The 18292-nt window shown below is 57.6% G+C and carries 22 protein-coding genes; all 22 read left to right on the top strand.

Annotated elements, in window-relative coordinates:
• Positions 1-106: 106 nt before the first annotated feature.
• The 22 genes from BMX91_RS09370 to BMX91_RS09265 all read left to right on the top strand — a co-directional run bounded on the left by BMX91_RS09370 (position 107) and on the right by BMX91_RS09265 (position 18222).
• Positions 107-478: a PaaI family thioesterase gene (locus BMX91_RS09370; RefSeq protein ID WP_245744383.1), complete on the top strand. Its 372-nt coding sequence runs from the start codon at positions 107-109 to the stop codon at positions 476-478.
• Between the two features lie 26 nt (positions 479-504).
• Positions 505-1284, top strand: coding sequence for an alpha/beta fold hydrolase (locus BMX91_RS09365; protein ID WP_092052820.1), 780 nt, complete (start codon positions 505-507; stop codon positions 1282-1284).
• 115 nt (positions 1285-1399) lie between these two features.
• Positions 1400-2158 carry an SDR family NAD(P)-dependent oxidoreductase gene (locus BMX91_RS09360; RefSeq protein WP_092052816.1) on the top strand — a complete coding sequence of 253 codons (759 nt, stop codon included), beginning with the start codon at positions 1400-1402 and terminating at the stop codon, positions 2156-2158.
• 70 nt (positions 2159-2228) lie between these two features.
• Positions 2229-2666, top strand: a complete 438-nt coding sequence (locus BMX91_RS09355) for a MarR family winged helix-turn-helix transcriptional regulator (protein WP_245744381.1) — start codon at positions 2229-2231, stop codon at positions 2664-2666.
• On the top strand, positions 2667-3473 hold the full coding sequence (locus tag BMX91_RS09350; protein WP_092052809.1) for an SDR family NAD(P)-dependent oxidoreductase: 807 nt from the start codon (positions 2667-2669) through the stop codon (positions 3471-3473).
• 144 nt (positions 3474-3617) lie between these two features.
• The gene (locus BMX91_RS09345; RefSeq protein WP_092052806.1) at positions 3618-4337 is read left to right on the top strand and encodes a GntR family transcriptional regulator; all 720 of its coding nucleotides are present in this window, start codon (positions 3618-3620) and stop codon (positions 4335-4337) included.
• A 28-nt stretch (positions 4338-4365) separates the two neighbouring features.
• Entirely contained in the window at positions 4366-4920 is a 555-nt protein-coding gene (locus BMX91_RS09340; protein WP_092052802.1) for a dihydrofolate reductase family protein, read from the top strand.
• Positions 4921-5261: 341 nt separating this feature from the next.
• Entirely contained in the window at positions 5262-5684 is a 423-nt protein-coding gene (phnG, locus tag BMX91_RS09335; RefSeq protein WP_092052797.1) for a phosphonate C-P lyase system protein PhnG, read from the top strand.
• A 12-nt stretch (positions 5685-5696) separates the two neighbouring features.
• Positions 5697-6305, top strand: a complete 609-nt coding sequence (phnH, locus tag BMX91_RS09330; protein ID WP_092052792.1) for a phosphonate C-P lyase system protein PhnH — start codon at positions 5697-5699, stop codon at positions 6303-6305.
• Positions 6293-7402 carry a carbon-phosphorus lyase complex subunit PhnI gene (locus BMX91_RS09325; protein WP_092052787.1) on the top strand — a complete coding sequence of 370 codons (1110 nt, stop codon included), beginning with the start codon at positions 6293-6295 and terminating at the stop codon, positions 7400-7402. Before phnH ends, BMX91_RS09325 begins: the two co-directional genes overlap by 13 nt.
• Positions 7392-8258, top strand: a complete 867-nt coding sequence (locus tag BMX91_RS09320) for an alpha-D-ribose 1-methylphosphonate 5-phosphate C-P-lyase PhnJ (RefSeq protein WP_092052783.1) — start codon at positions 7392-7394, stop codon at positions 8256-8258. The genes BMX91_RS09325 and BMX91_RS09320 overlap by 11 nt, the downstream gene beginning before the upstream one ends.
• Positions 8245-9093, top strand: coding sequence for an ATP-binding cassette domain-containing protein (locus BMX91_RS09315; protein ID WP_092052780.1), 849 nt, complete (start codon positions 8245-8247; stop codon positions 9091-9093). The genes BMX91_RS09320 and BMX91_RS09315 overlap by 14 nt, the downstream gene beginning before the upstream one ends.
• Positions 9094-9108: 15 nt before the next feature.
• Positions 9109-10290, top strand: coding sequence for a phosphonate metabolism protein PhnM (gene phnM, locus BMX91_RS09310; protein ID WP_092052776.1), 1182 nt, complete (start codon positions 9109-9111; stop codon positions 10288-10290).
• A 15-nt stretch (positions 10291-10305) separates the two neighbouring features.
• On the top strand, positions 10306-11019 hold the full coding sequence (locus BMX91_RS09305; RefSeq protein WP_092052772.1) for a phosphonate C-P lyase system protein PhnL: 714 nt from the start codon (positions 10306-10308) through the stop codon (positions 11017-11019).
• Entirely contained in the window at positions 11016-11837 is an 822-nt protein-coding gene (locus BMX91_RS09300) for a PHP domain-containing protein (RefSeq protein WP_092052768.1), read from the top strand. The genes BMX91_RS09305 and BMX91_RS09300 overlap by 4 nt, the downstream gene beginning before the upstream one ends.
• Before the next feature lie 120 nt (positions 11838-11957).
• A complete protein-coding gene (locus BMX91_RS09295) occupies positions 11958-12983 on the top strand; it encodes a PhnD/SsuA/transferrin family substrate-binding protein (RefSeq protein WP_177168339.1) in 1026 nt (341 codons plus the stop codon).
• Between the two features lie 91 nt (positions 12984-13074).
• Positions 13075-13851, top strand: a complete 777-nt coding sequence (phnC, locus tag BMX91_RS09290; RefSeq protein ID WP_092052761.1) for a phosphonate ABC transporter ATP-binding protein — start codon at positions 13075-13077, stop codon at positions 13849-13851.
• 14 nt (positions 13852-13865) lie between these two features.
• Entirely contained in the window at positions 13866-14651 is a 786-nt protein-coding gene (locus tag BMX91_RS09285) for a PhnE/PtxC family ABC transporter permease (RefSeq protein WP_092052757.1), read from the top strand.
• Positions 14651-15502: an ABC transporter permease subunit gene (locus tag BMX91_RS09280; RefSeq protein WP_092052754.1), complete on the top strand. Its 852-nt coding sequence runs from the start codon at positions 14651-14653 to the stop codon at positions 15500-15502. Before BMX91_RS09285 ends, BMX91_RS09280 begins: the two co-directional genes overlap by 1 nt.
• Before the next feature lie 155 nt (positions 15503-15657).
• Positions 15658-16161, top strand: coding sequence for a methylated-DNA--[protein]-cysteine S-methyltransferase (locus BMX91_RS09275; RefSeq protein WP_092052750.1), 504 nt, complete (start codon positions 15658-15660; stop codon positions 16159-16161).
• Positions 16162-16556: 395 nt separating this feature from the next.
• On the top strand, positions 16557-17891 hold the full coding sequence (gene glnA, locus BMX91_RS09270) for a type I glutamate--ammonia ligase (RefSeq protein WP_092052746.1): 1335 nt from the start codon (positions 16557-16559) through the stop codon (positions 17889-17891).
• Between the two features lie 31 nt (positions 17892-17922).
• Positions 17923-18222, top strand: a complete 300-nt coding sequence (locus BMX91_RS09265) for a rhodanese-like domain-containing protein (RefSeq protein WP_092052743.1) — start codon at positions 17923-17925, stop codon at positions 18220-18222.
• Positions 18223-18292 lie beyond the last annotated feature (70 nt).

The raw sequence follows: 18292 nt of genomic DNA, 5'->3' as shown, positions 1-18292 counted from the left end.
GGTTACTTGAAGAATCTAACGGAGTTAGTTGCTGCATTATTAAATTCCAACTGTTGTTGAAGACCTGCACAAACAGATGAAAAAGCTAAGGGAAGGGGGAGGCATCATGTGGATCCGACAGCCGTTCGATGAATTTCTTGACTATACATACAACCGGCTTTCTGAAGCAGAAGTGGAGGTCGGACTAGAAGTGAAGGACCTGTACGTGAACAGTGCCGGCGTTATTCATGGGGGCATCATTTCGTCGCTTGCCGATGTGGCGATGTCGAATTTGGTGCCGGCCGATGAAAACGGCGTCCAGCAGATGGTGACGGTCGATCTGAATGTGTCGTTCCTGAGGGCGGCAAGGGGGCAGTCGCTCCGGGCGGTCGCACGTCTTGAAAAGGATGGCCGTACGCTCGTCCATGCGATCTGTACGGTCTATGACGAACAGGAGCGCCCCGTCGCCTCGGCCAAGGGAATTTTCTGCAGGATATGAGGGAAAAGAAGTTGTGAGGTGATGGCATGCCCACATTCAAGAACGGGGACATTTCTCTTTATTATGAGGAGCAGGGAAGCGGGGAACCGCTGATTTTGCTGCACGGTCTCACGATGAACCATCTCCACTTCAGCGTGGACATGGCCCGGCTCCGACGGCACTTCCGTGTGATCGCCATGGATGCGCGCGGCCACGGCAAGTCGGACAAGCCGGAGACCTACACGATCGATGACCATATCGGCGATGTGCTCGCGCTCATGGACCATCTCGGGCTTGATAAGACTGATCTGCTCGGGGTGTCGATGGGCAGCTATATTGCGCAGGGGGTTGCAATCCGGGCACCGGAGCGGGTGGAGCGGCTGATCCTGGTGTCGACAAAATCTCACGGGACCACGTCTTCCTCACAGGCGCTTTTCGAGCGCCATGCGGAAGAACTGGAAGGAATGGACTTCCAGGAAAAGATGAATGCCGCGACCAAGTACATGTTCCGCAATCTGCTGGAAGTGGCAGATATCATGCAGAATGAGGATTTGAACGTTCGGCTTACGAAAAAGCAGCAAAAAGCGGCGAACGAGGCGCTGAATGGGTTTGACTTCAGGCCGGAACTCGGCAAGGTCCGGGCAAAGACGCTCGTGATTGCCGGCAGCCACGACGGGCTCAATCCGCCTGAGGCCGGCCGTGAGACGGCGGCGCTCATACCGGATTCCGTGTTCATGGAATTCCGCGAATCCGGCCATCTGCCGAACATCGAGGAGCCCCGGCTGTTTTATTCCGTCGTGAAGGAGTTTCTTGACGATGACGAGTGAGGAACGTTTCGAAGCCAAGCCGGCTCCAGAACGTCTTTTTCTGTTCTGGAACCTAAATAGTTTAACGTTAAACTATTTAGTGATAAACTAAATGCACCATAAGGAGGGATTTGAGATGACTGGAAGACTGCAAGGTAAGACAGCACTCATTACAGGTGCCGGTGGAGGAATCGGCAAAGGGATGGCGCTCGCCTTTGTAAAAGAAGGTGCGAAGGTCGCCATCGTGGACATCAACGAGGAGCTGGGGGCTAAAGCTGAAAAAGAGCTGCAGGCCTATTCTCCGGAGTCGTTCTTTATCAAGGGTGATCTGATGGACCACCAGAACCTCTACAAACTCGTTGAGGAAGCGGTTGCAAGGTTCGGCAAGCTCAACATTCTTGTCAACAACGCACACGCTTCCCGGCAGAAACCGTTTGTTGAGACGACACAGGAAGACTTGGATCTAAGCTTTGGAACAGGGTTTTATCCGACCTTCTATCTGATGCAGGCGGCTTATCCTCATCTGAAAGAGACGAAAGGGGCCGTCATCAACTTTTCTTCCGGAGCGGGACTTACCGGCCAGGCAAACCAGGCGGCCTACGCGGCGGCGAAGGAAGCCATCCGCGCCATTTCCCGCAATGCGGCGAACGAGTGGGGGCCGGACGGCATCAACGTCAACCTGATCTCGCCAATCGCGAACTCGCCGGGCATCCAGCAATGGAAAGAGAATGAGCCGGAAATGTTCGCAGCCATGCTGCAGAAGATTCCGATGCGCCGGCTTGGCGAGCTGGAAGCAGACATTGGCCGCGTGGCTGTGTTTCTCGCGAGCGAAGATGCCTCTTACATCACAGGCCAGACAATCATGGTCGACGGCGGCTCGATCATGCTTCGCTGACTACGTCAGCACGAGTCCTGCATGATTTGGCTCGATTTCCGGGAGTGTGATATAGGTGAAGGAAACGGATTTGTTTAAACTGATTCATTCGACCGAGGCGGTAACGAATGAGATGGTCATCCGATGGACGAAGGCGTTCCGTTACAACATCGGCATTTCTCCGGTGCTGGTTTTGTGGGAACTGAAGACAAACGGACCCCAAAAGCAGTCGGTCCTAGCAGCCAAGCTCGGTTATACGGCGGCTGCCATCACCAACATTGCGGGGAAGCTTGTGAAGGAAGAGATGGCGGAAAGGCTCGCCGATGAGCAGGACCGCCGGATGGTGCTGCTCTCGATTACGGAAAAGGGAGAAGACGTTCTCCGCGAGGCACACGAAACCGGGACCCGGTTGCGATTGAATATGTTCAGCGTGCTTTCGGAAAAAGAAGTGGATCAGTATCTCGCCATTAACAAGAAACTGCTGGCTGCCCTGGAACCGGGGGCGGAATTAAAGAAGGAGCGGACTTAAATGGGGCGTATGGAAGGAAAAGTGGCACTGGTGACAGGCGGCGCGTCCGGCATCGGCCTGTCGTCGGCCGTGCTGATGGCCCACGAAGGCGCAAAGGTGGTCATCAGTGACTTTAACGAGGAAGGCGCAAAGGCCGAAGCAAGGAAAATCACCGAATCCGGAGGGGCCGCTAAAGGAATCTTCCTCGACGCGGGCGATGAAGCTTCGATCCGGGAAGCGGTCGAGTTTACAGTAAAGGAATTCGGGAAGCTTGATGTCCTATTCAACAATGTCGGCGTCACGAATCTCCAGAAGGACCTGGATGTGGTCAATATGGACTTGGATGAATGGGACCGTCTCATGGATGTGAATCTGAAGAGCGTCCTGCTCGGCACCCGGTTCGCCATTCCGCACATGGTTGAGGCGGGCGGCGGCTCAATCATCAATACGGCTTCAATGGCGGCATTCGCGGGTGACGCCACGCGCTCCGCATATGGAGCATCCAAGGCGGGAGTCGTGAATTTGACACGCTATATCGCAGCCCAGTACGGTAAGGACAAAATCCGCTGCAATGCGGTTGCTCCCGGATTGATTCTGACCCCTGCCGCAAGGAATAACATGCCACAGCAGGTTCTCGATATCTTCGGCAAGTTTAACGCCCTGCCTTACCACGGCGAAGCGGACGACATCGGCTACACAGTCCTGTTTCTTGCCTCCGACGAATCCAAATTCATCACAGGCCAGACCATTCAGGTGGAGGGCGGGCATTACATGGCCAATCCTTCGATCGCAGATTTCCAGGCATTTATGGATCAGTCCGGCCAATAAGCGCCGGTTCTTCCCTTCCCGTGCAAGCAGGGAAGGTTTTTTTGTGCAGTCAAGCAGAACTGATCTCTCTCTGTCCATTGCTTTCAGAAAAACTGGCCGTTCAGGTATGATGAAAGTAAACAGGATGCACGGGGAGCGAGAAGGATGGAAATAGAGAAAGAGGCACTGATCATCGATGAACTGTTTGAACTGCTGGAAAGCGGAACAATCCGGCCTGGCGGGAAGCTCCCGTCCGAAAACACATTGGCCGACCAGTACCGGGTTCCCCGCTATACCGTCCGGAATGCGCTCAACCATCTGGAGGAGCGGGGCCTGATTGAATCCGTGCAGGGGAAGGGGCGTTTTCTCAAGCCGGGCCCGGCACGGATCCGGATTCCGCTTAGCGGCAAGACGAGCTTCACAGAGAAGATGGGGGAACTCGGCCGTTCGCTGGAAACCTCTGTCGTCTCATGTGAACCAAGCGACAACGGAGAAGCGGCACGGATTCTTGCCGCCGATCCGGGTGACCCGGTCTGGCGGATCGGAAGGCTGCGTGTGGTGGACGGGGAGCCGATTGCGATCCACTATTCCCATGTGCTGCAGTCCAGGTTTCCCGAAATCGGTGCGGACGGGCCGGACATCCGGTCGATGTTCGAATACTACCGGGAGCACGGCTACGGGGATTTCAAGAGCGGTAAGACCCTCCTGAGCGTCGTCTTCCCCTCATCCCGCGAACAGGAACTGCTCCGCTGCAGCCGCCTCGTCCCTCTCCTCGCCCTTGAGAGCAGCTGCCTGGACGGGCGTTCCGGCGATATGCTGGAATACACGCGGATCCTGTACCGGAGCGATACCTTCAAATACGATATTTCCGACATACAGGAATAGTGGAGCGGAAAGAAAGGGGAGCAGTCTAATGTCCGAACACGGAACGAGAAGGGTCCTGTTGGATCTGGCAGTCTCACTCGACGGATTCATCGAAGGGAAAAATGGCGAAACGGACTGGTGCATCATGGAGCCTGATATGAGTTTCGATGAATTCCTCGACGGGATCGATACGATCCTTTATGGAAGGAAGAGCTATGACATGTGGGGCCAGTACGTCCCGGAAGAAGGGGCCTCCGAAGAAGAGCACGGCTTCTGGGAACGGATTCACAGCAAGGAAAAGATCGTGTTTTCAAGAACAAGGAACGGCGATGATGCGGTTTACGTCCATGAGGACATCCCGGGCACGGTCGCAAAGCTGAAGGCACAGCCGGGCAGGGACATCTGGCTGTACGGCGGAGCGGGACTGATCACCACCTTTATCAACGCGGGGCTCGTGGACGAATTCAGGCTCTCCGTCCATTCCGTCGTGCTTGGCGAAGGCAAGCCGCTGTTCACAGATATTAGAGAGCGGCTGAACCTTAAACTGGACGGGACGCGCACATTCACATCAGGCGTAGTCCAGCTCATCTATCATCGGAATTGAATAGTAATGATGGCAAGACGGACTTCCGGAAAACCGGAGGTCCGTTTTTTTGGAGCTTGGGAAATGATAGAACTTCACTCTGTGGAAGATGATTATTCCCGGGTCGGCCACGTCCAGCTCCAGCGCCCAGCAACTAGCAAACTTCACCCTCCTCCACTGCGATAAGTCAACATCGGCTCGTATCTCGCCGTGTTTCCTTTATCTCATTACGAATGGCTCCAGTTTGTACGTTGCTAAGCGGGCGCTTGCGCTTTTGATCTTTACATTTCTTAACACAGCCTTAACCCGCGCTAAGTTGTCGCCAAGTTAGGATGAAATCAGCAGAGGAGGGAGAACCCGAAATGAAGCGCAGACGCATGACTGAAATCCTGATCGAAGGGAACCCGGAGCTGGCGGACCGGCTCGCATCTGAAATCAGGCACCACTATCCCGTGCGGGAGCTGGCCGCCCCCCGGCAGGGCCTGACGATGATCAAGATGAGGGAGACGGCCAAACAGTCGCTGTTTTATCTGGGCGAAGTGCTGGTGACGGAAGCGAAGGTCGAGATCGGCGACCACATCGGGGTCGGCATCGTCGCGGGTGTCCGGGAAAAGTTGGCCGGTGATCTGGCGGTAATCGACGCGGCCTGCCGGGCCGGGCTGTCCGAGACGGCCGGATGGACCGCGATGCTTGAGGCGGAGGAGATCAGGCTGGCGGACAGGAAACACCGGGAGCTGGCCGCTCTGGAAAAGACAAAAGTCCAATTCGACACGATGGAAGAGTGAGGGGAGATCGCAATGCAACTTGATTCAGTGCATGACATCCAGAAAGTTTACCGTGAACTGCTGCAGTGCATGGCCAGGCCCGGGAAGATCGCAGACATCCGGGACTCGGCGGCAAAGGCCGATTTTGTCCGGGAATGCCATCCGGCGACGTTCCTCGTGATCCAGACGCTGCTGGACGCGGAAGTCACATTCCATGTGCTCGGAGAGCGGAAAGACGCCATCCGCCGGAAAATCGAGGATTATACGTTTGCCGGGCACACTTCCGCTGAAGACGCGGACTATATCATCGCCCCGGCAGAGACCGGAGAGCCGGAACTGCTCGAGGCGATTCGCGGCTGCAGGGCAGGCACTCTTGAGAACCCGCACCAGTCGGCCACGTGGATCATCGAGGCCGGGGCACTGGGGGGATCTTCAGATTGGAAGCTGTCGGGCCCCGGCATCCGGGATGAAGCGGAGGCTCCAATTGCTCTCAGTGAAGCATTTGTCCGCACACGGAGCATGAAAACGCAGGAGTTCCCGACGGGCATCGACCTCATCTTCACAGACGGCGACGGGCTCATCTCGAGCATCCCGCGCACGACGGCCATCACGGCGAAGGAGGAATCGGCATGGGTTATGTAGCGGTCAAAGGCGGTACGGATGCAATTGAAGCTTCCATTGACCGTCTGAAGTATGAACGTCTCAAGGGCGGCGAGCAGGTGGAGGTGTCCGCGATCCTGTCTTCGATGAGGCTGCTTATCGATCAGGTCATGTCCGAAGCGAGCCTCTACTCTCCAGAGCTTGCGGCACTCGCCATCAAGCAGGCGGAGGGCAGCATGGAGGAAGCGGTATTTCTTCTTCGGGCGCACCGCTCTACGCTGCCGCGGCTGTATTACAGCGAGACGGTGGAACCGGAGCGAATGGGGGTGGAGCGGCGGATCTCGGCAAGCTTCAAGGACATCCCCGGCGGACAGCTGCTCGGCGCGACCCATGACTACACGCACCGCCTGATCGATTTTTCCCTCCTCGAAGAATCGGAAAAAAAGCGTAAACAATGGCTGGACCAATATGAAGAGGAACTGTCCGCACTGGAAAAAGCGACCGGCGACGGAACCTATCCGAAAGTGGTGGAGTACCTGAGGGAAGAGGGGCTGTTCGAGACGTTCGAACCGGACAACACCGAGCCGGATGACGTCACAAAGAACGTCTTCCAGTTTCCTGCATCGCGCAGCGAGCGCCTGCAGATCCTCACGCGCGGACAGACCGGTGCGATCACGGCGCTCGGCTATGCTTCGCTCAGGGGTTACGGCCAGGTTCACCCGACCGTCGGGGAAGTCCGAATGGGACAACTGCCCATCACGGTCCCGGCGCACGGGGGAGATGGGGAGGACGATTCGTATTACATCGGATCGGTCCGTGCGACAGAGGTCGAGTCGTTTGTGCCGATGCCCACCAAGGGACCGGACGGCAAGCAGGAGCTCCGGTTCGAGATCGGCTACGGCATCTGCTACGGGCAGAACGAGACGAAGGCAATCGCCATGAGCATCCTGGATCAGTGCCTGGAGCATCCGGAAAGCGATGCCCCGTCCCATGACGAGGAGTTTGTCCTGCTCCACGTGGACACGGTGGAATCGACCGGATTCATCTCACACCTGAAGATGCCGCACTACGTCACATTCCAGTCCAAGCTGGACAGCGTGCGGAACACGAGGAAAGGAGGGGACGGCCATGAAAGCTGAACCGCAATTCGCCTTCCTGGATGAAGGCTCGAAAAAAGAAATCCGCAGGGCGACGCTCAAGGCGGTCGCCATCCCGGGCTACCAGGTGCCGTTCGCCTCGCGCGAGATGCCGATGGCGCGTGGCTGGGGAACAGGGGGCCTTCAGCTGACCTGCTCCCTTGTCGGCAAAGACGATGTGCTGAAAGTGATCGACCAGGGAGCCGATGAATCGGTCAACGCCGTCAGCATCAAAAAGCTGATTCGGGCGACGACGGGCATCCCGGTGACCGAGCGGACGGAGGAAGCGTCGCTGATCCAGTCCCGCCACCGGATCCCTGAGGTCCCGCTGACCAAAGACCAGATCCTCGTGCTGCAGGTGCCGATGCCCGAACCGCTCCGCAAGTATGAGAAAAAAGAATCCGTCACGAAACGCCTCCACGCCGAAAGTGAATACAGCGGCGCGTGGCTCATGCTGTTCGAGCAGATCATGAAATACGGGCGGACGACGACGGGCGCCGACCACCCGGTCCTCGTCAACGGCCGTTACGTCATGGCACCGAGCCCGATTCCACGTTTTGATAACCCGAAGATGGACCATTCCGAGGCATTGATTCTGCTCGGGGCCGGCAGAGAGAAGAAAATTTACGCGGTTCCGCCGTATACCGAGATCCGCTCCCTTGCCTTTGAAGACCACCCATTCGAGGGAGAAGACTTTTCCGGGAAGTCCTGCCGATTCTGCGGTGCGACCGGTGTCTTCCTGGATGAACTCTACATCCAAGAGACCGGCATGACGGAGCATCAGTGCAACGACACGAGCCACTGCGCGGACCGGCTCGGGCGCCAGGAAGAAAAAGAGGTGCAGCATGCAACGATTTGAAGAACGCCCCCTCCTGAAAGTGGAAAACCTGACCAAACAGTACGGCCCGGGTTGCGGCGAATGCAGCCAGCCGGGAAGGCCGGGTCTCATCAAGAACTACTGCCCGTCCTGCGGCACGGTCTACGCCTGCAGCGACGTCTCACTCGACGTGTACCCGGGGGAGATCCTCGGGATCGTGGGCGAGAGCGGCAGCGGAAAGTCGACCCTGATGCAATGCCTGTATTTTGACCAGGACGTCACATCAGGCACGCTGACGATCGACGATCCGGAACTGGCCGGGGAGAACCTGTTCGACGTCTCCTCCCAGCGCAAGCGGTATATCCGCAACCACAAATACGGCATGGTCTACCAGAACCCGGTCAAGGGCCTCCGGATGGACTTTTCCTCCATCAGCAACATCGCTGAAAAGCAGATCGCCGCGGGCGGCCGACATGTCGGGCAGATGCAGTCCGCCGGGGAACGTCTCCTCGACGTCGTCAGCATCCCGCTGTTCCGGATGAAAGAAGAGCCGCGGAACTTCTCGGGCGGCATGCAGCAGCGGGTCCAGATCGCCAAGGCCCTCTCGAACGATCCGCCGATCCTGTTCCTCGATGAGGTGACGACAGGCCTTGACCTGTCGGTTCAGGCGGCTGTCATCGATCTGATCAAGCAGATCCAGCGCGACCTCGGCATCTCGATGATTGTCGTGTCACACGACTTGGCCGTCATCCGGATGCTCGCCGACCGGACACTCGTCATGCTGAACGGCCGGGTGATCGAGTCCGGCCTGACCGACCAGATTCTTGAAGACCCCAATCACGCATATACCCAGCAGCTGGTTTACTCGCTGCTGTAGGGAGGACGAAACCACATGCACATTCTGCATAACGGAAAGATCATTCTGGAAGACCGGATTCTTGAGGGAATGGCAGTTCTTATCGAGGGAGACCGCATCGCCGACATCGTCCCGGAGGAGGAAATCCGGCGCTGGCCGGACGCGGAGCTGCTTGATGCCAATGGCGGCTACATCACGCCGGGGTTCGTCGACATCCATTCGGACTATATCGAGACAATCGCCTCTCCGCGCCCCACAAGCATGATGGACTTCAACATGGCCCTGCGGGAAGCGGAAAAAATCCTGATCAACCATGGGATCACAACGATGTTCCATTCCCTGTCCTTCTATAAAGAAGACATGTTCAGCCATAAGCCGATCCGGCAGCCGGAAAACGTCCAGCGGCTCGTCGATGCGATCAGTTCGCTTCGCGATGGGCTCCATCTGATCCGTCACCGTCTTCACGCCCGGTTCGAGGTCGACAACATCGGGGAAGTGGACACGCTGATCCAAAACATCCGGGACGGGAAGGTCCATCTCCTGTCGTTCATGGACCACACGCCGGGACAGGGCCAGTACCGGGACCTTGAGATGTACCGGAACACCATGAAGGGCTACCGGGACATCTCGGACGAGGAAGTGGGCGTCCTGATCGCCGAGCGCACGAGCCGCGAGCAGATGACGATCGAGCGCATCCAGGAAGTCGCCGAAATCGCAATCGCCCAGGGCATCGCGGTCGCCTCCCACGACGACGATCATGAAAAGAAGCTCGAGCTTGTCCGTTCGTACGGCACGACGATCAGCGAGTTCCCGATCACCCTGGATGTCGCAAAAAAAGCGAATGAACTGGGAATGGCGACGATCGTCGGCGCGCCAAACGTCCTCATGGGCGGCTCGCATTCAGGCAATTTGTCGGCTGCGGAAGCGATCCAGGAAGGCTGCGCGGACATCCTGTGCAGCGACTACTATCCGGCTGCCCTCCTGCATTCGATCTTCAAGCTGCACGACGAGTGCGGCCTGCCGCTCCACGAAGGATTTGCAAAAGTGACGATCCGACCGGCACAGGCCGTCAACATGGAACAGGAGATCGGCTCGGTCTGCCCGGGGAAAAAAGCGGATCTGCTCATTATCGAGCGGATGGACGACGGTTACCCGATGCTGAGCGCGACGATGGTCAACGGCGTGGTCGTCACCCGGACGAATTACCGAAAAAGCTGAGAGGAGGGGGACAATTTGGTCATGCTTGAAGTGAAAGATTTCGGCAAGCGGTTCACTAGCCACCATTTGAATACCACGAGGAAGGCGGTTGAAGGCATCAGCTTCAGCCTGGAGCAGGGCGGTTTCATCGGCATCGTCGGCAAGAGCGGAAGCGGCAAGTCAACGATCCTGAAAAGCATCTACCGGACTTATCTGCCCGATGAGGGGGAGATCTGGTTCGACTCTGAGCGGTTCGGCAGGATCGACCTGCTGAAGGCGGAGGAGCGTCAGGTCATCTGGCTGAGAAAGCATGAGATCGGCTACGTCTCGCAGTTCCTGAATGTCATGCCTCGCACGACGGCCAGGGAACTCGTCGAGCAGGCGCTCCTCGGGATGGGCGAATCACACGAGGCGGCAACCATCAAAGCCGAACAGTCGCTCCGCCATTTCGATCTGGACGAGCGGCTGTGGGACACCTTCCCGAACACATTCTCGGGCGGTGAGAAGCTTCGGCTGAACATCGCGATCGCGACGGTAAAGAAACCTCGCCTGCTGCTGCTGGATGAGCCGACCGCTAGCCTGGATTACCAGTCCAAGCTGAAGGTCCGCGAAGTGATCGAAAAGCTGAAGGCGGACGGCACGACGCTCGTCGGCATCTTCCACGACCTGGAGTTCATGGAGGGGCTGTGCGACTGCGTGTATGACATGAACGAGAAAGCCCTTCGCGGAATGCCGGAGGTGCAGCGATGAAAGCGGATCTTCATGTCCACAGCCGGTATTCCGATGGGGCCGATTCGGTCCGGGAAGTACTGCAGCGCGCAACGGAAGCTGGAATCACCCACCTCAGTTTTGTCGACCACGATACGACGGATGGTCTGGAAGAGGTGGTTGCCTTAGGTGAGGAGTACGGGGTCACCGTCATCCCGGGCATCGAAATCTCCGCCTACGACTTTAAACGAAACCGCAAAGTCCACATGCTGGGCTACAACTACGGAAGTGATGCCCGCCATCTCCGCGCCCTCTGTCGGCCGCTCCTGGAACGGCGCCATCTGCACACGCTCGAACAGGCGAGAAAAATCCGGGAAACCGGCCTCTCGCTGGATGAGGAGCAGGTGCTCGCCATGGTTCCGGAAGGCGGCATCGTCTACAAGCAGCATCTGATGGACCTGCTGACGGATGCGCCGTTTGAGTCGGCGGACTACCAACAGCTGTACCGCTCCCTGTTCAAGGACGGAGGGCCGGCCTCGGGCGATATCCGGTACATCGATGTGTTCGATGCCGTGCGCGCCATCAAAGCAGACGGCGGCTTCGCGGTCATCGCCCATCCCGGACAGCTTGATTCCTACGAGCTGATCCCGGAACTTGCAACTGCAGGGCTCGACGGAATCGAACGCCATCACCCGGACCACACGCCGGAAGATTACGAACGTGTGGACCGGCTTGCAGCCGAATTCAGCCTGTTCACGACAGGCGGTTCCGATTACCACGGGCGGTACGGCACCCCTATCGCGCTTGGTGAATTCACCAGCCCTGACAACCCGCTGTTAATGTCGTGTAAACATTCTTAAAACAGTCTAAAGAAGCGCGCCAACCCATAGCCCCGCGGCCCGCTTCCGTGCTTCAATGAAGCTGAACCATGGATCTGCAGAATGGAAAAAGCCAAAACATCTGGAAAAGGGGATTGAATGATGAAAAAACGTTTCGGGCTGCTGCTTGCCGCTGCAACTACTGCCGCACTGTTGGGAGCTTGTTCAGAAGGCGATGCAGAAAGCAATGATCAGGGAGACGACGTCGTCGACATCGTCTGGTATCCGAACGAATCCGGGAACGACCTGAAAGGCGCGCGCGATGCCATCGGTACAGCGGTCGGGGAAGCCACCGGCAAAGAAGTCAAACACCATCTGACAACGGACTACGCCATCGCCATCGAAACGATCGTCAACAACAATGCCGAACTCGCCTTCATGGGCGCGCAGGGCTATATCGAGGCCAAGGAAGGCAACGATGCCATCGAACCGCTGGCCGTTCCGACAGGCCCGTCCGGCACGCTGGATGATGCCAAGTACCACTCCTGGATCGCGGTCGAGAAGGAAAACGCGGATGAATATAAGGACGGCGACGGATTCACGATTGACCCGATAGAAGGAAAGTCCTTCTCCTTCGTTTCCAACAGCTCGACTTCGGGCTTTGTCGTTCCTTCCTCTTCGATCCTGAACCACTTCTCCGACAAAGGGCTGAGCGAGGAAGACCTGATGGAGAGCGGGCCGTTCTTTGAACAGGTCCAGTTCGGCGGCTCACACCAGGGTTCTGCTGTGAACCTGCTCAAAGGAACTGTTGAAGCAGCTGCATTCTGCGATACTTGTGTGGATAACTACGTAGAAGTGGCCGAAGGCGAGGAAAACGCGCCGGGTTCGGTCTACCGGGTCAAGGATGATGCGGCCGAGCCGTTCCACACCGTGCCGGGTGAAGAATTTGTCCTTGTCAGCGTGACGCCTGTCCTGAACGCACCGTTTGTCGCCAACACGGATGTGCTGAGCGAAGAGGACTTCAATAAGATTCGTGACGCCTTCACCTCTGATGAAATGGCTGAAAACGAGGGAGTCTTCGTTCCGGAAGACTCGGGAGAATCCGGCCTCTTCAAGAAGTCGGAAGGCGAGCGATTCGCGGAAGTGGAAGACAGCTGGTTCGACCCGATCCGCGAACTTTCCAACTAAGCTGACTGGTTCCTGGCCCGCCGGCACGGCTTTTTGCCGGCCGGCGGGCCATTCTGCCAAGGCTATCTTAATAAGCAAAGGAGTTTTTTCAGTGGCATTACTGGAAGTGAACGGTCTGATGAAGTCATACCAGCCGGGCAATCCGATTCTGAAGGATGTCTCATTCTCCGTGGAAGCAGGGGAGTTTGTTGCGGTGATCGGCCCTTCGGGGGCGGGGAAATCCACAATGCTGCGCTGCCTGAACCGGATGGTCGACATCGGGGAGGGGCAGGTGTTCTTTGACGGCAAGGATGTAGGCGCGCAAAACAAAAAAGGCCTGCGGGACGTCCGAAAGCACATCGGCATGGTGTTCCAGCATTATAACCTCGTCCCAAGGCTGACCGTCATCGAAAATGTCCTGCACGGCCGATTCGGATACAAGTCGACCCTGCAGGGGGTCCTCGGACGGTTCACGGAAGCGGAAAAGCGGAAGGCGTTTGACCTTCTGGAAAAGCTCGGCATCGCCGAACACGCCTATAAGCGGTGCGACCAGTTGAGCGGCGGCCAGCAGCAGCGCGTCGGCATCTGCCGGGCGCTGATCCAGGATCCGAAAATCATCCTCTGCGATGAGCCGATCGCCTCGCTCGACCCGAACTCGTCCAAGGTGATCATGGACCATTTGAAGACGATCTCCATCGATTTCGGCATCACGTGCATCGTCAACCTCCACCAGGTGGACGTGGCGAAGGACTATGCCAACCGGATCATCGGACTGAAAAAAGGCGAAGTCGTCTTTGACGGGCCGAGCCCGCTGCTCACGGAGCGTTTCACCGATGAAATCTACGGCATGAAAACTGTCGTGGAGACCCGCGAACTGATCACTGTCTGAGGAGTCTGCCGCACATGAATGAAACCGTACTGAAAAAACGAAAATTCCAGATGACGCTGCTTTTTCTCGGAGTCATCGTCCTCACTTATCTGTCCGCATGGATCACCGACTACGGCTTCATCAGCAGCCTTGAGGCGGTTCCCGGGGCGATGGCGTGGATGGCCTCCAACCTGCTTGTTAACGGGGAGGCGCTCGGCAAGCTGCCAGATATCATGGATAAGCTGATCGAGACGATCTTTATGTCGATCGCCGCCACAACGATCGCCGCCGCACTGTCGCTGTTCCTTGCAATCATGGGTTCGAAGACGACGATGGTGAACCGGGCGTTCGGGACCTTCTCCCGCTTTGTCGCCTCGCTGTCGCGAAACATCCCGGTCGTGGCCTGGTCGCTGATCCTTCTTCTTTCCTTTGGCCAAAACTCGGTGACCGGATTTCTCGCCCTGTTTGTCGGAACGGTCGGTTTCCTGACCCGGGCCTTTATCGAGACGATCGACGAGGCGGCACTTGGATCCGTCGAGGCGCTCCGGGCGACGGGAGCCACCTACTGGCAGATCGTCAGCAAGGCCGTCGTACCGCAGGGGCTCCCACAGATGGTGAGCTGGGTGCTGTTCATGATCGAGACGAACATCCGCAGCGCCACACTTGTCGGCATCCTGACGGGCACTGGCATTGGCTATATGTTCGATATGTACTACAAGACGATGAACTACGAGGTGGTCGCGCTGATCACGATCACGATCGTGCTGGCAGTCATCCTGATCGAACTTCTCTCGACTAGAATCCGGAAGGTGATCCTGTAATGCAGCAGATAACCCAACAACCGTCCGTCATCCGGCACACACGGGCGGGCAAGATCAATATCCGCTCCGGCAACCGGGTCAGCCTGGTCCTCCGCTCGACGCTCTGGGCATTGGGCGCACTGACGGTCCTCGCCTTCTTCTTCTTTGACTACACCGGCTTCCGGCCGCTGCAGGCGATCCCGGAAACCCTGTATAACCTGAAAGCCATGTTCCTTGAACCGAAACTCAGCCACTTCGGATGGGGCGAGGCGGCCATGCAGGTCGCCATCACGCTCGGACTCGGTGCGCTGGCCACAGTATTCGGCGCGGTATTCGCCTTTTTCCTCGCGCTCGGCGCTGCGGAGAACCTGAGTGTTCCGTGGCTGTCCAAATCAATCCGGGTCGTCGTCGCGTTTGTCCGTGCGGTCCCGACAGTCCTGTGGGTCCTGATCTTCGCCATTGCGGCAGGGCTCGGCAGCGAGGCGGCCGTCCTCGGGATGCTGTTCCACTCGGTCGCCTATCTCGTGAAGGCCTTTTCGGAGGCGTTCGAGGAAGTCGACCCGAAGATCCTGGAGGCGCTCCGCTCCACGGGTGCCGGGTGGTGGCAGACCGTCGTCCACGGCGTCGTTCCGTCCACATTCACTTATCTCCTGTCCTGGACCTTCCTCCGCTTCGAGATCAACTTCTCGGTGGCCGTCGCGATGGGCGCGGCCGCCGGAGCTGGCGGCATCGGATTTGAGCTTTTCATGGCTTCGGGCTTCTACTTCGACCTGCGCGAAGTCGGCATGATCACGTATATGATCTTGGCCATCGCCATCGTGCTTGAAATTTTCTCGACGCGCCTGAAAAGCCGGGTCTACTCGGCGGACTAAGCGGTTCCATCCCCTCTGTTATGAGGGGATTTTTCATTGGATCACCCGGGCAATTTCCGACAGCCTTCGATTCATTTCCCGGGAAATATGTCGAGGAATCCCGAAAGTCACTGAGGTATAATGTAAAGACCTACAACAAAAAGGGAGGACGAACCATGGAAACGATCCGCTGGTCACAGCTCCAACAGGGGAACTGGGACCTCATCATCGCAGCGACGGACAAGGGACTTTGCTGGATCGGCTCGGAAGGTCGCGGTTTTGATGAGCTGGAACAATGGGCTGCCGCGCGTCGTCCAGGAGCTGAACTGGTCCGTGACGACGGGGCGCTTGACCTGTACAGGTCACAGCTGGAGGAGTATTTTGACGGCAGCCGGACAGTGTTTGACATGCCGGTCGACCTCGGCGGTACTCCGTTCCAGCAGAAGGTCTGGCAGGCGCTCCGGGAAATTCCGTGCGGCGAGACCGTGACGTACTCCGACATCGCGGAGCGCATCGGACGCCCGACCGCCGTGCGTGCTGTCGCCGCCGCTATCGGAGCCAACCCGGTGCTCATGCTCGTTCCGTGCCACCGGGTAATCGGCAAGAACGGCAAACTGACCGGTTTCCGCGGCGGCCTGTCGATGAAGGAGCGGCTGCTTGCGCTGGAAACGGGGGAGTAAGCGGATAAAGACAGCGAAAGACCAGGTAAAGCCGTTAAGAGTACAGGAAGAGTATACGAAAGACCAAGCGACTCCCGAGAGAGTCCAAGCAGAGACAACGAAAGACCAAGAACTCTCATCAGCCGAAGCTTGTCTGGACTCTTTCCCTGTGCTATTCTGATTGCCCGCTCCCTTTTTCGTCTGAAGGAAGAATCAGGGAAATAAAACGCTTCCAATTTCATCCTTTTCCCATTTATGGGGAAGGGATTTTGTTTTGCCTATTAGTTGGAAAAGAAAATCTCATTTCTTCAATAAAATTCCTTAAAATGTTCTTGCGTATGCCCTTTTGCGACAGTATGATAAAAAAATGTGATGGCCGGGCGCCGTTGCAATACTGTAAAAGGAGAGTGGCTGAAATGGGTAAGTATACACGCGATGACATCTGGAAGTTTGTTGAGGAAGACAATGTGAATTTCATCCGTCTCCAATTCACCGACGTGCTCGGCACGATCAAAAACGTGGAGATCCCGGTCAGCCAGCTCGACAAGGCGCTCGACAACAAGATGATGTTCGACGGCTCTTCGATCGAAGGCTTTGTGAGGATCGAGGAATCCGATATGTACCTGTTCCCTGACCTCGACACGTGGATGGTATTCCCGTGGACAACAGGCAAGGGCAAGGTCGCGCGGCTGATCTGCGACATCTCCAAGGCGGACGGCACGCCGTTCGAGGGGGATCCGCGGAATAACCTGAAGCGCGTCCTGAAAGAGATGGAAGAAATGGGCTTCACCCACTTCAACCTCGGGCCGGAGCCGGAGTTTTTCCTGTTCAAGCTCGACCATAATCTGCAGCCGACGCTAGAGCTCAATGACAACGGCGGCTACTTCGACCTCGCGCCGACCGACCTCGGCGAGAACTGCCGCCGGGACATCGTGCTCGAGCTGGAAGAGATGGGCTTCGAGATCGAGGCGTCCCACCACGAAGTGGCACCGGGCCAGCATGAAATCGACTTCAAGTATGCGGACGCACTTGCCGCATGTGACAATATCCAGACATTCAAGCTCGTCGTCAAGACGATCGCGCGCAAGCACGGCCTGCATGCGACATTCATGCCGAAGCCGCTGTTCGGCGTCGCGGGATCCGGCATGCACTGCAACATCTCCCTTTTCAAGGGAGACGAAAACGCGTTCTTCGACGAAGAAGGCCAGATGAAGCTGAGCGAGACCGCCTATAAATTCATGGCAGGTGTCCTCGAGCACGTCCGCAGCTTCACGGCGGTCACAAATCCGACCGTCAACTCGTACAAGCGGCTCGTGCCGGGCTATGAGGCTCCGAGCTACGTGGCATGGAGCGCACAGAACCGCAGCCCGCTCGTCCGGATCCCGGCATCCCGGGGACTGTCCACCCGGATCGAGGTGCGCTCCGTCGACCCGTCCGCGAACCCGTACCTGGCGCTCGCGGTCATCCTGAAGGCCGGCCTCGACGGCATCAAGCGGGACCTCGATGTCCCGGCGCCGGTCAACCGGAACCTGTATGAGATGACACCGGAGGAGCTGGAAGAGGCCGGCATCGGCACGCTGCCGACCGACCTCGACCACGCGCTCAACTCCCTCCAGGCCGACGAGACCATCATCGCTGCGCTCGGCAGCCATATCTACAACAACTACATGGCCGCCAAACGCATGGAGTGGGAACAATATCGCATGACCGTCCACCCGTGGGAGCGCGAGCAGTACATGAAGATGTACTGATACGTTACAATAAACCCCAGGAGGGATTGCCATGAACGAAATTTCTGTGAAAGATCTGGAAGCCCGCCTCGACGCAGGCGAACAGCCAAATATGATTGACGTCCGCGAAGATGAGGAAGTCGCGGCCGGCATGATCCCCGGCGCGGTGCACATCCCGCTCCAGGAAATTCCCGAGCGGCTTGGGGAACTGGATGCGGACAAGGAATACATCATCATCTGCCGCTCCGGCAACCGCAGCTCGATGGCCTGCAACTTCCTTGACGGCAACGGCTACAACGTGACGAATATGACCGGCGGCATGCTGGCGTGGGAAGGCGAAGTCATCGCCTGACCGGGCGAAACCGGCGCACCTTTTGGGTGTGCCGGTTTTTCTTATGGAGCGGAGCTGGGGGTTCGCGCCG

The organism is Bhargavaea ginsengi (genome assembly GCF_900109165.1).
Lineage (GTDB): Bacteria > Bacillota > Bacilli > Bacillales_A > Planococcaceae > Bhargavaea > Bhargavaea ginsengi.
This window is presented reverse-complemented; position numbering and strand designations above follow the sequence as displayed.

Bases quoted from the DNA above. Each gene is read 5' to 3' on its own strand.
- phnG (WP_092052797.1), top strand. From the start codon at position 5,262: ATGAAGCGCAGACGCATGACTGAAATCCTGATCGAAGGGAACCCGGAG.
- BMX91_RS09300 (WP_092052768.1), top strand. From the start codon at position 11,016: ATGAAAGCGGATCTTCATGTCCACAGCCGGTATTCCGATGGGGCCGAT.
- BMX91_RS09340 (WP_092052802.1), top strand. From the start codon at position 4,366: ATGTCCGAACACGGAACGAGAAGGGTCCTGTTGGATCTGGCAGTCTCA.
- BMX91_RS09295 (WP_177168339.1), top strand. From the start codon at position 11,958: ATGAAAAAACGTTTCGGGCTGCTGCTTGCCGCTGCAACTACTGCCGCA.
- BMX91_RS09365 (WP_092052820.1), top strand. From the start codon at position 505: ATGCCCACATTCAAGAACGGGGACATTTCTCTTTATTATGAGGAGCAG.
- phnM (WP_092052776.1), top strand. From the start codon at position 9,109: ATGCACATTCTGCATAACGGAAAGATCATTCTGGAAGACCGGATTCTT.
- BMX91_RS09320 (WP_092052783.1), top strand. From the start codon at position 7,392: ATGAAAGCTGAACCGCAATTCGCCTTCCTGGATGAAGGCTCGAAAAAA.
- BMX91_RS09275 (WP_092052750.1), top strand. From the start codon at position 15,658: ATGGAAACGATCCGCTGGTCACAGCTCCAACAGGGGAACTGGGACCTC.
- BMX91_RS09280 (WP_092052754.1), top strand. From the start codon at position 14,651: ATGCAGCAGATAACCCAACAACCGTCCGTCATCCGGCACACACGGGCG.
- BMX91_RS09370 (WP_245744383.1), top strand. From the start codon at position 107: ATGTGGATCCGACAGCCGTTCGATGAATTTCTTGACTATACATACAAC.
- BMX91_RS09360 (WP_092052816.1), top strand. From the start codon at position 1,400: ATGACTGGAAGACTGCAAGGTAAGACAGCACTCATTACAGGTGCCGGT.
- BMX91_RS09345 (WP_092052806.1), top strand. From the start codon at position 3,618: ATGGAAATAGAGAAAGAGGCACTGATCATCGATGAACTGTTTGAACTG.
- glnA (WP_092052746.1), top strand. From the start codon at position 16,557: ATGGGTAAGTATACACGCGATGACATCTGGAAGTTTGTTGAGGAAGAC.
- BMX91_RS09325 (WP_092052787.1), top strand. From the start codon at position 6,293: ATGGGTTATGTAGCGGTCAAAGGCGGTACGGATGCAATTGAAGCTTCC.
- phnH (WP_092052792.1), top strand. From the start codon at position 5,697: ATGCAACTTGATTCAGTGCATGACATCCAGAAAGTTTACCGTGAACTG.
- BMX91_RS09285 (WP_092052757.1), top strand. From the start codon at position 13,866: ATGAATGAAACCGTACTGAAAAAACGAAAATTCCAGATGACGCTGCTT.
- BMX91_RS09350 (WP_092052809.1), top strand. From the start codon at position 2,667: ATGGGGCGTATGGAAGGAAAAGTGGCACTGGTGACAGGCGGCGCGTCC.
- BMX91_RS09265 (WP_092052743.1), top strand. From the start codon at position 17,923: ATGAACGAAATTTCTGTGAAAGATCTGGAAGCCCGCCTCGACGCAGGC.
- BMX91_RS09315 (WP_092052780.1), top strand. From the start codon at position 8,245: ATGCAACGATTTGAAGAACGCCCCCTCCTGAAAGTGGAAAACCTGACC.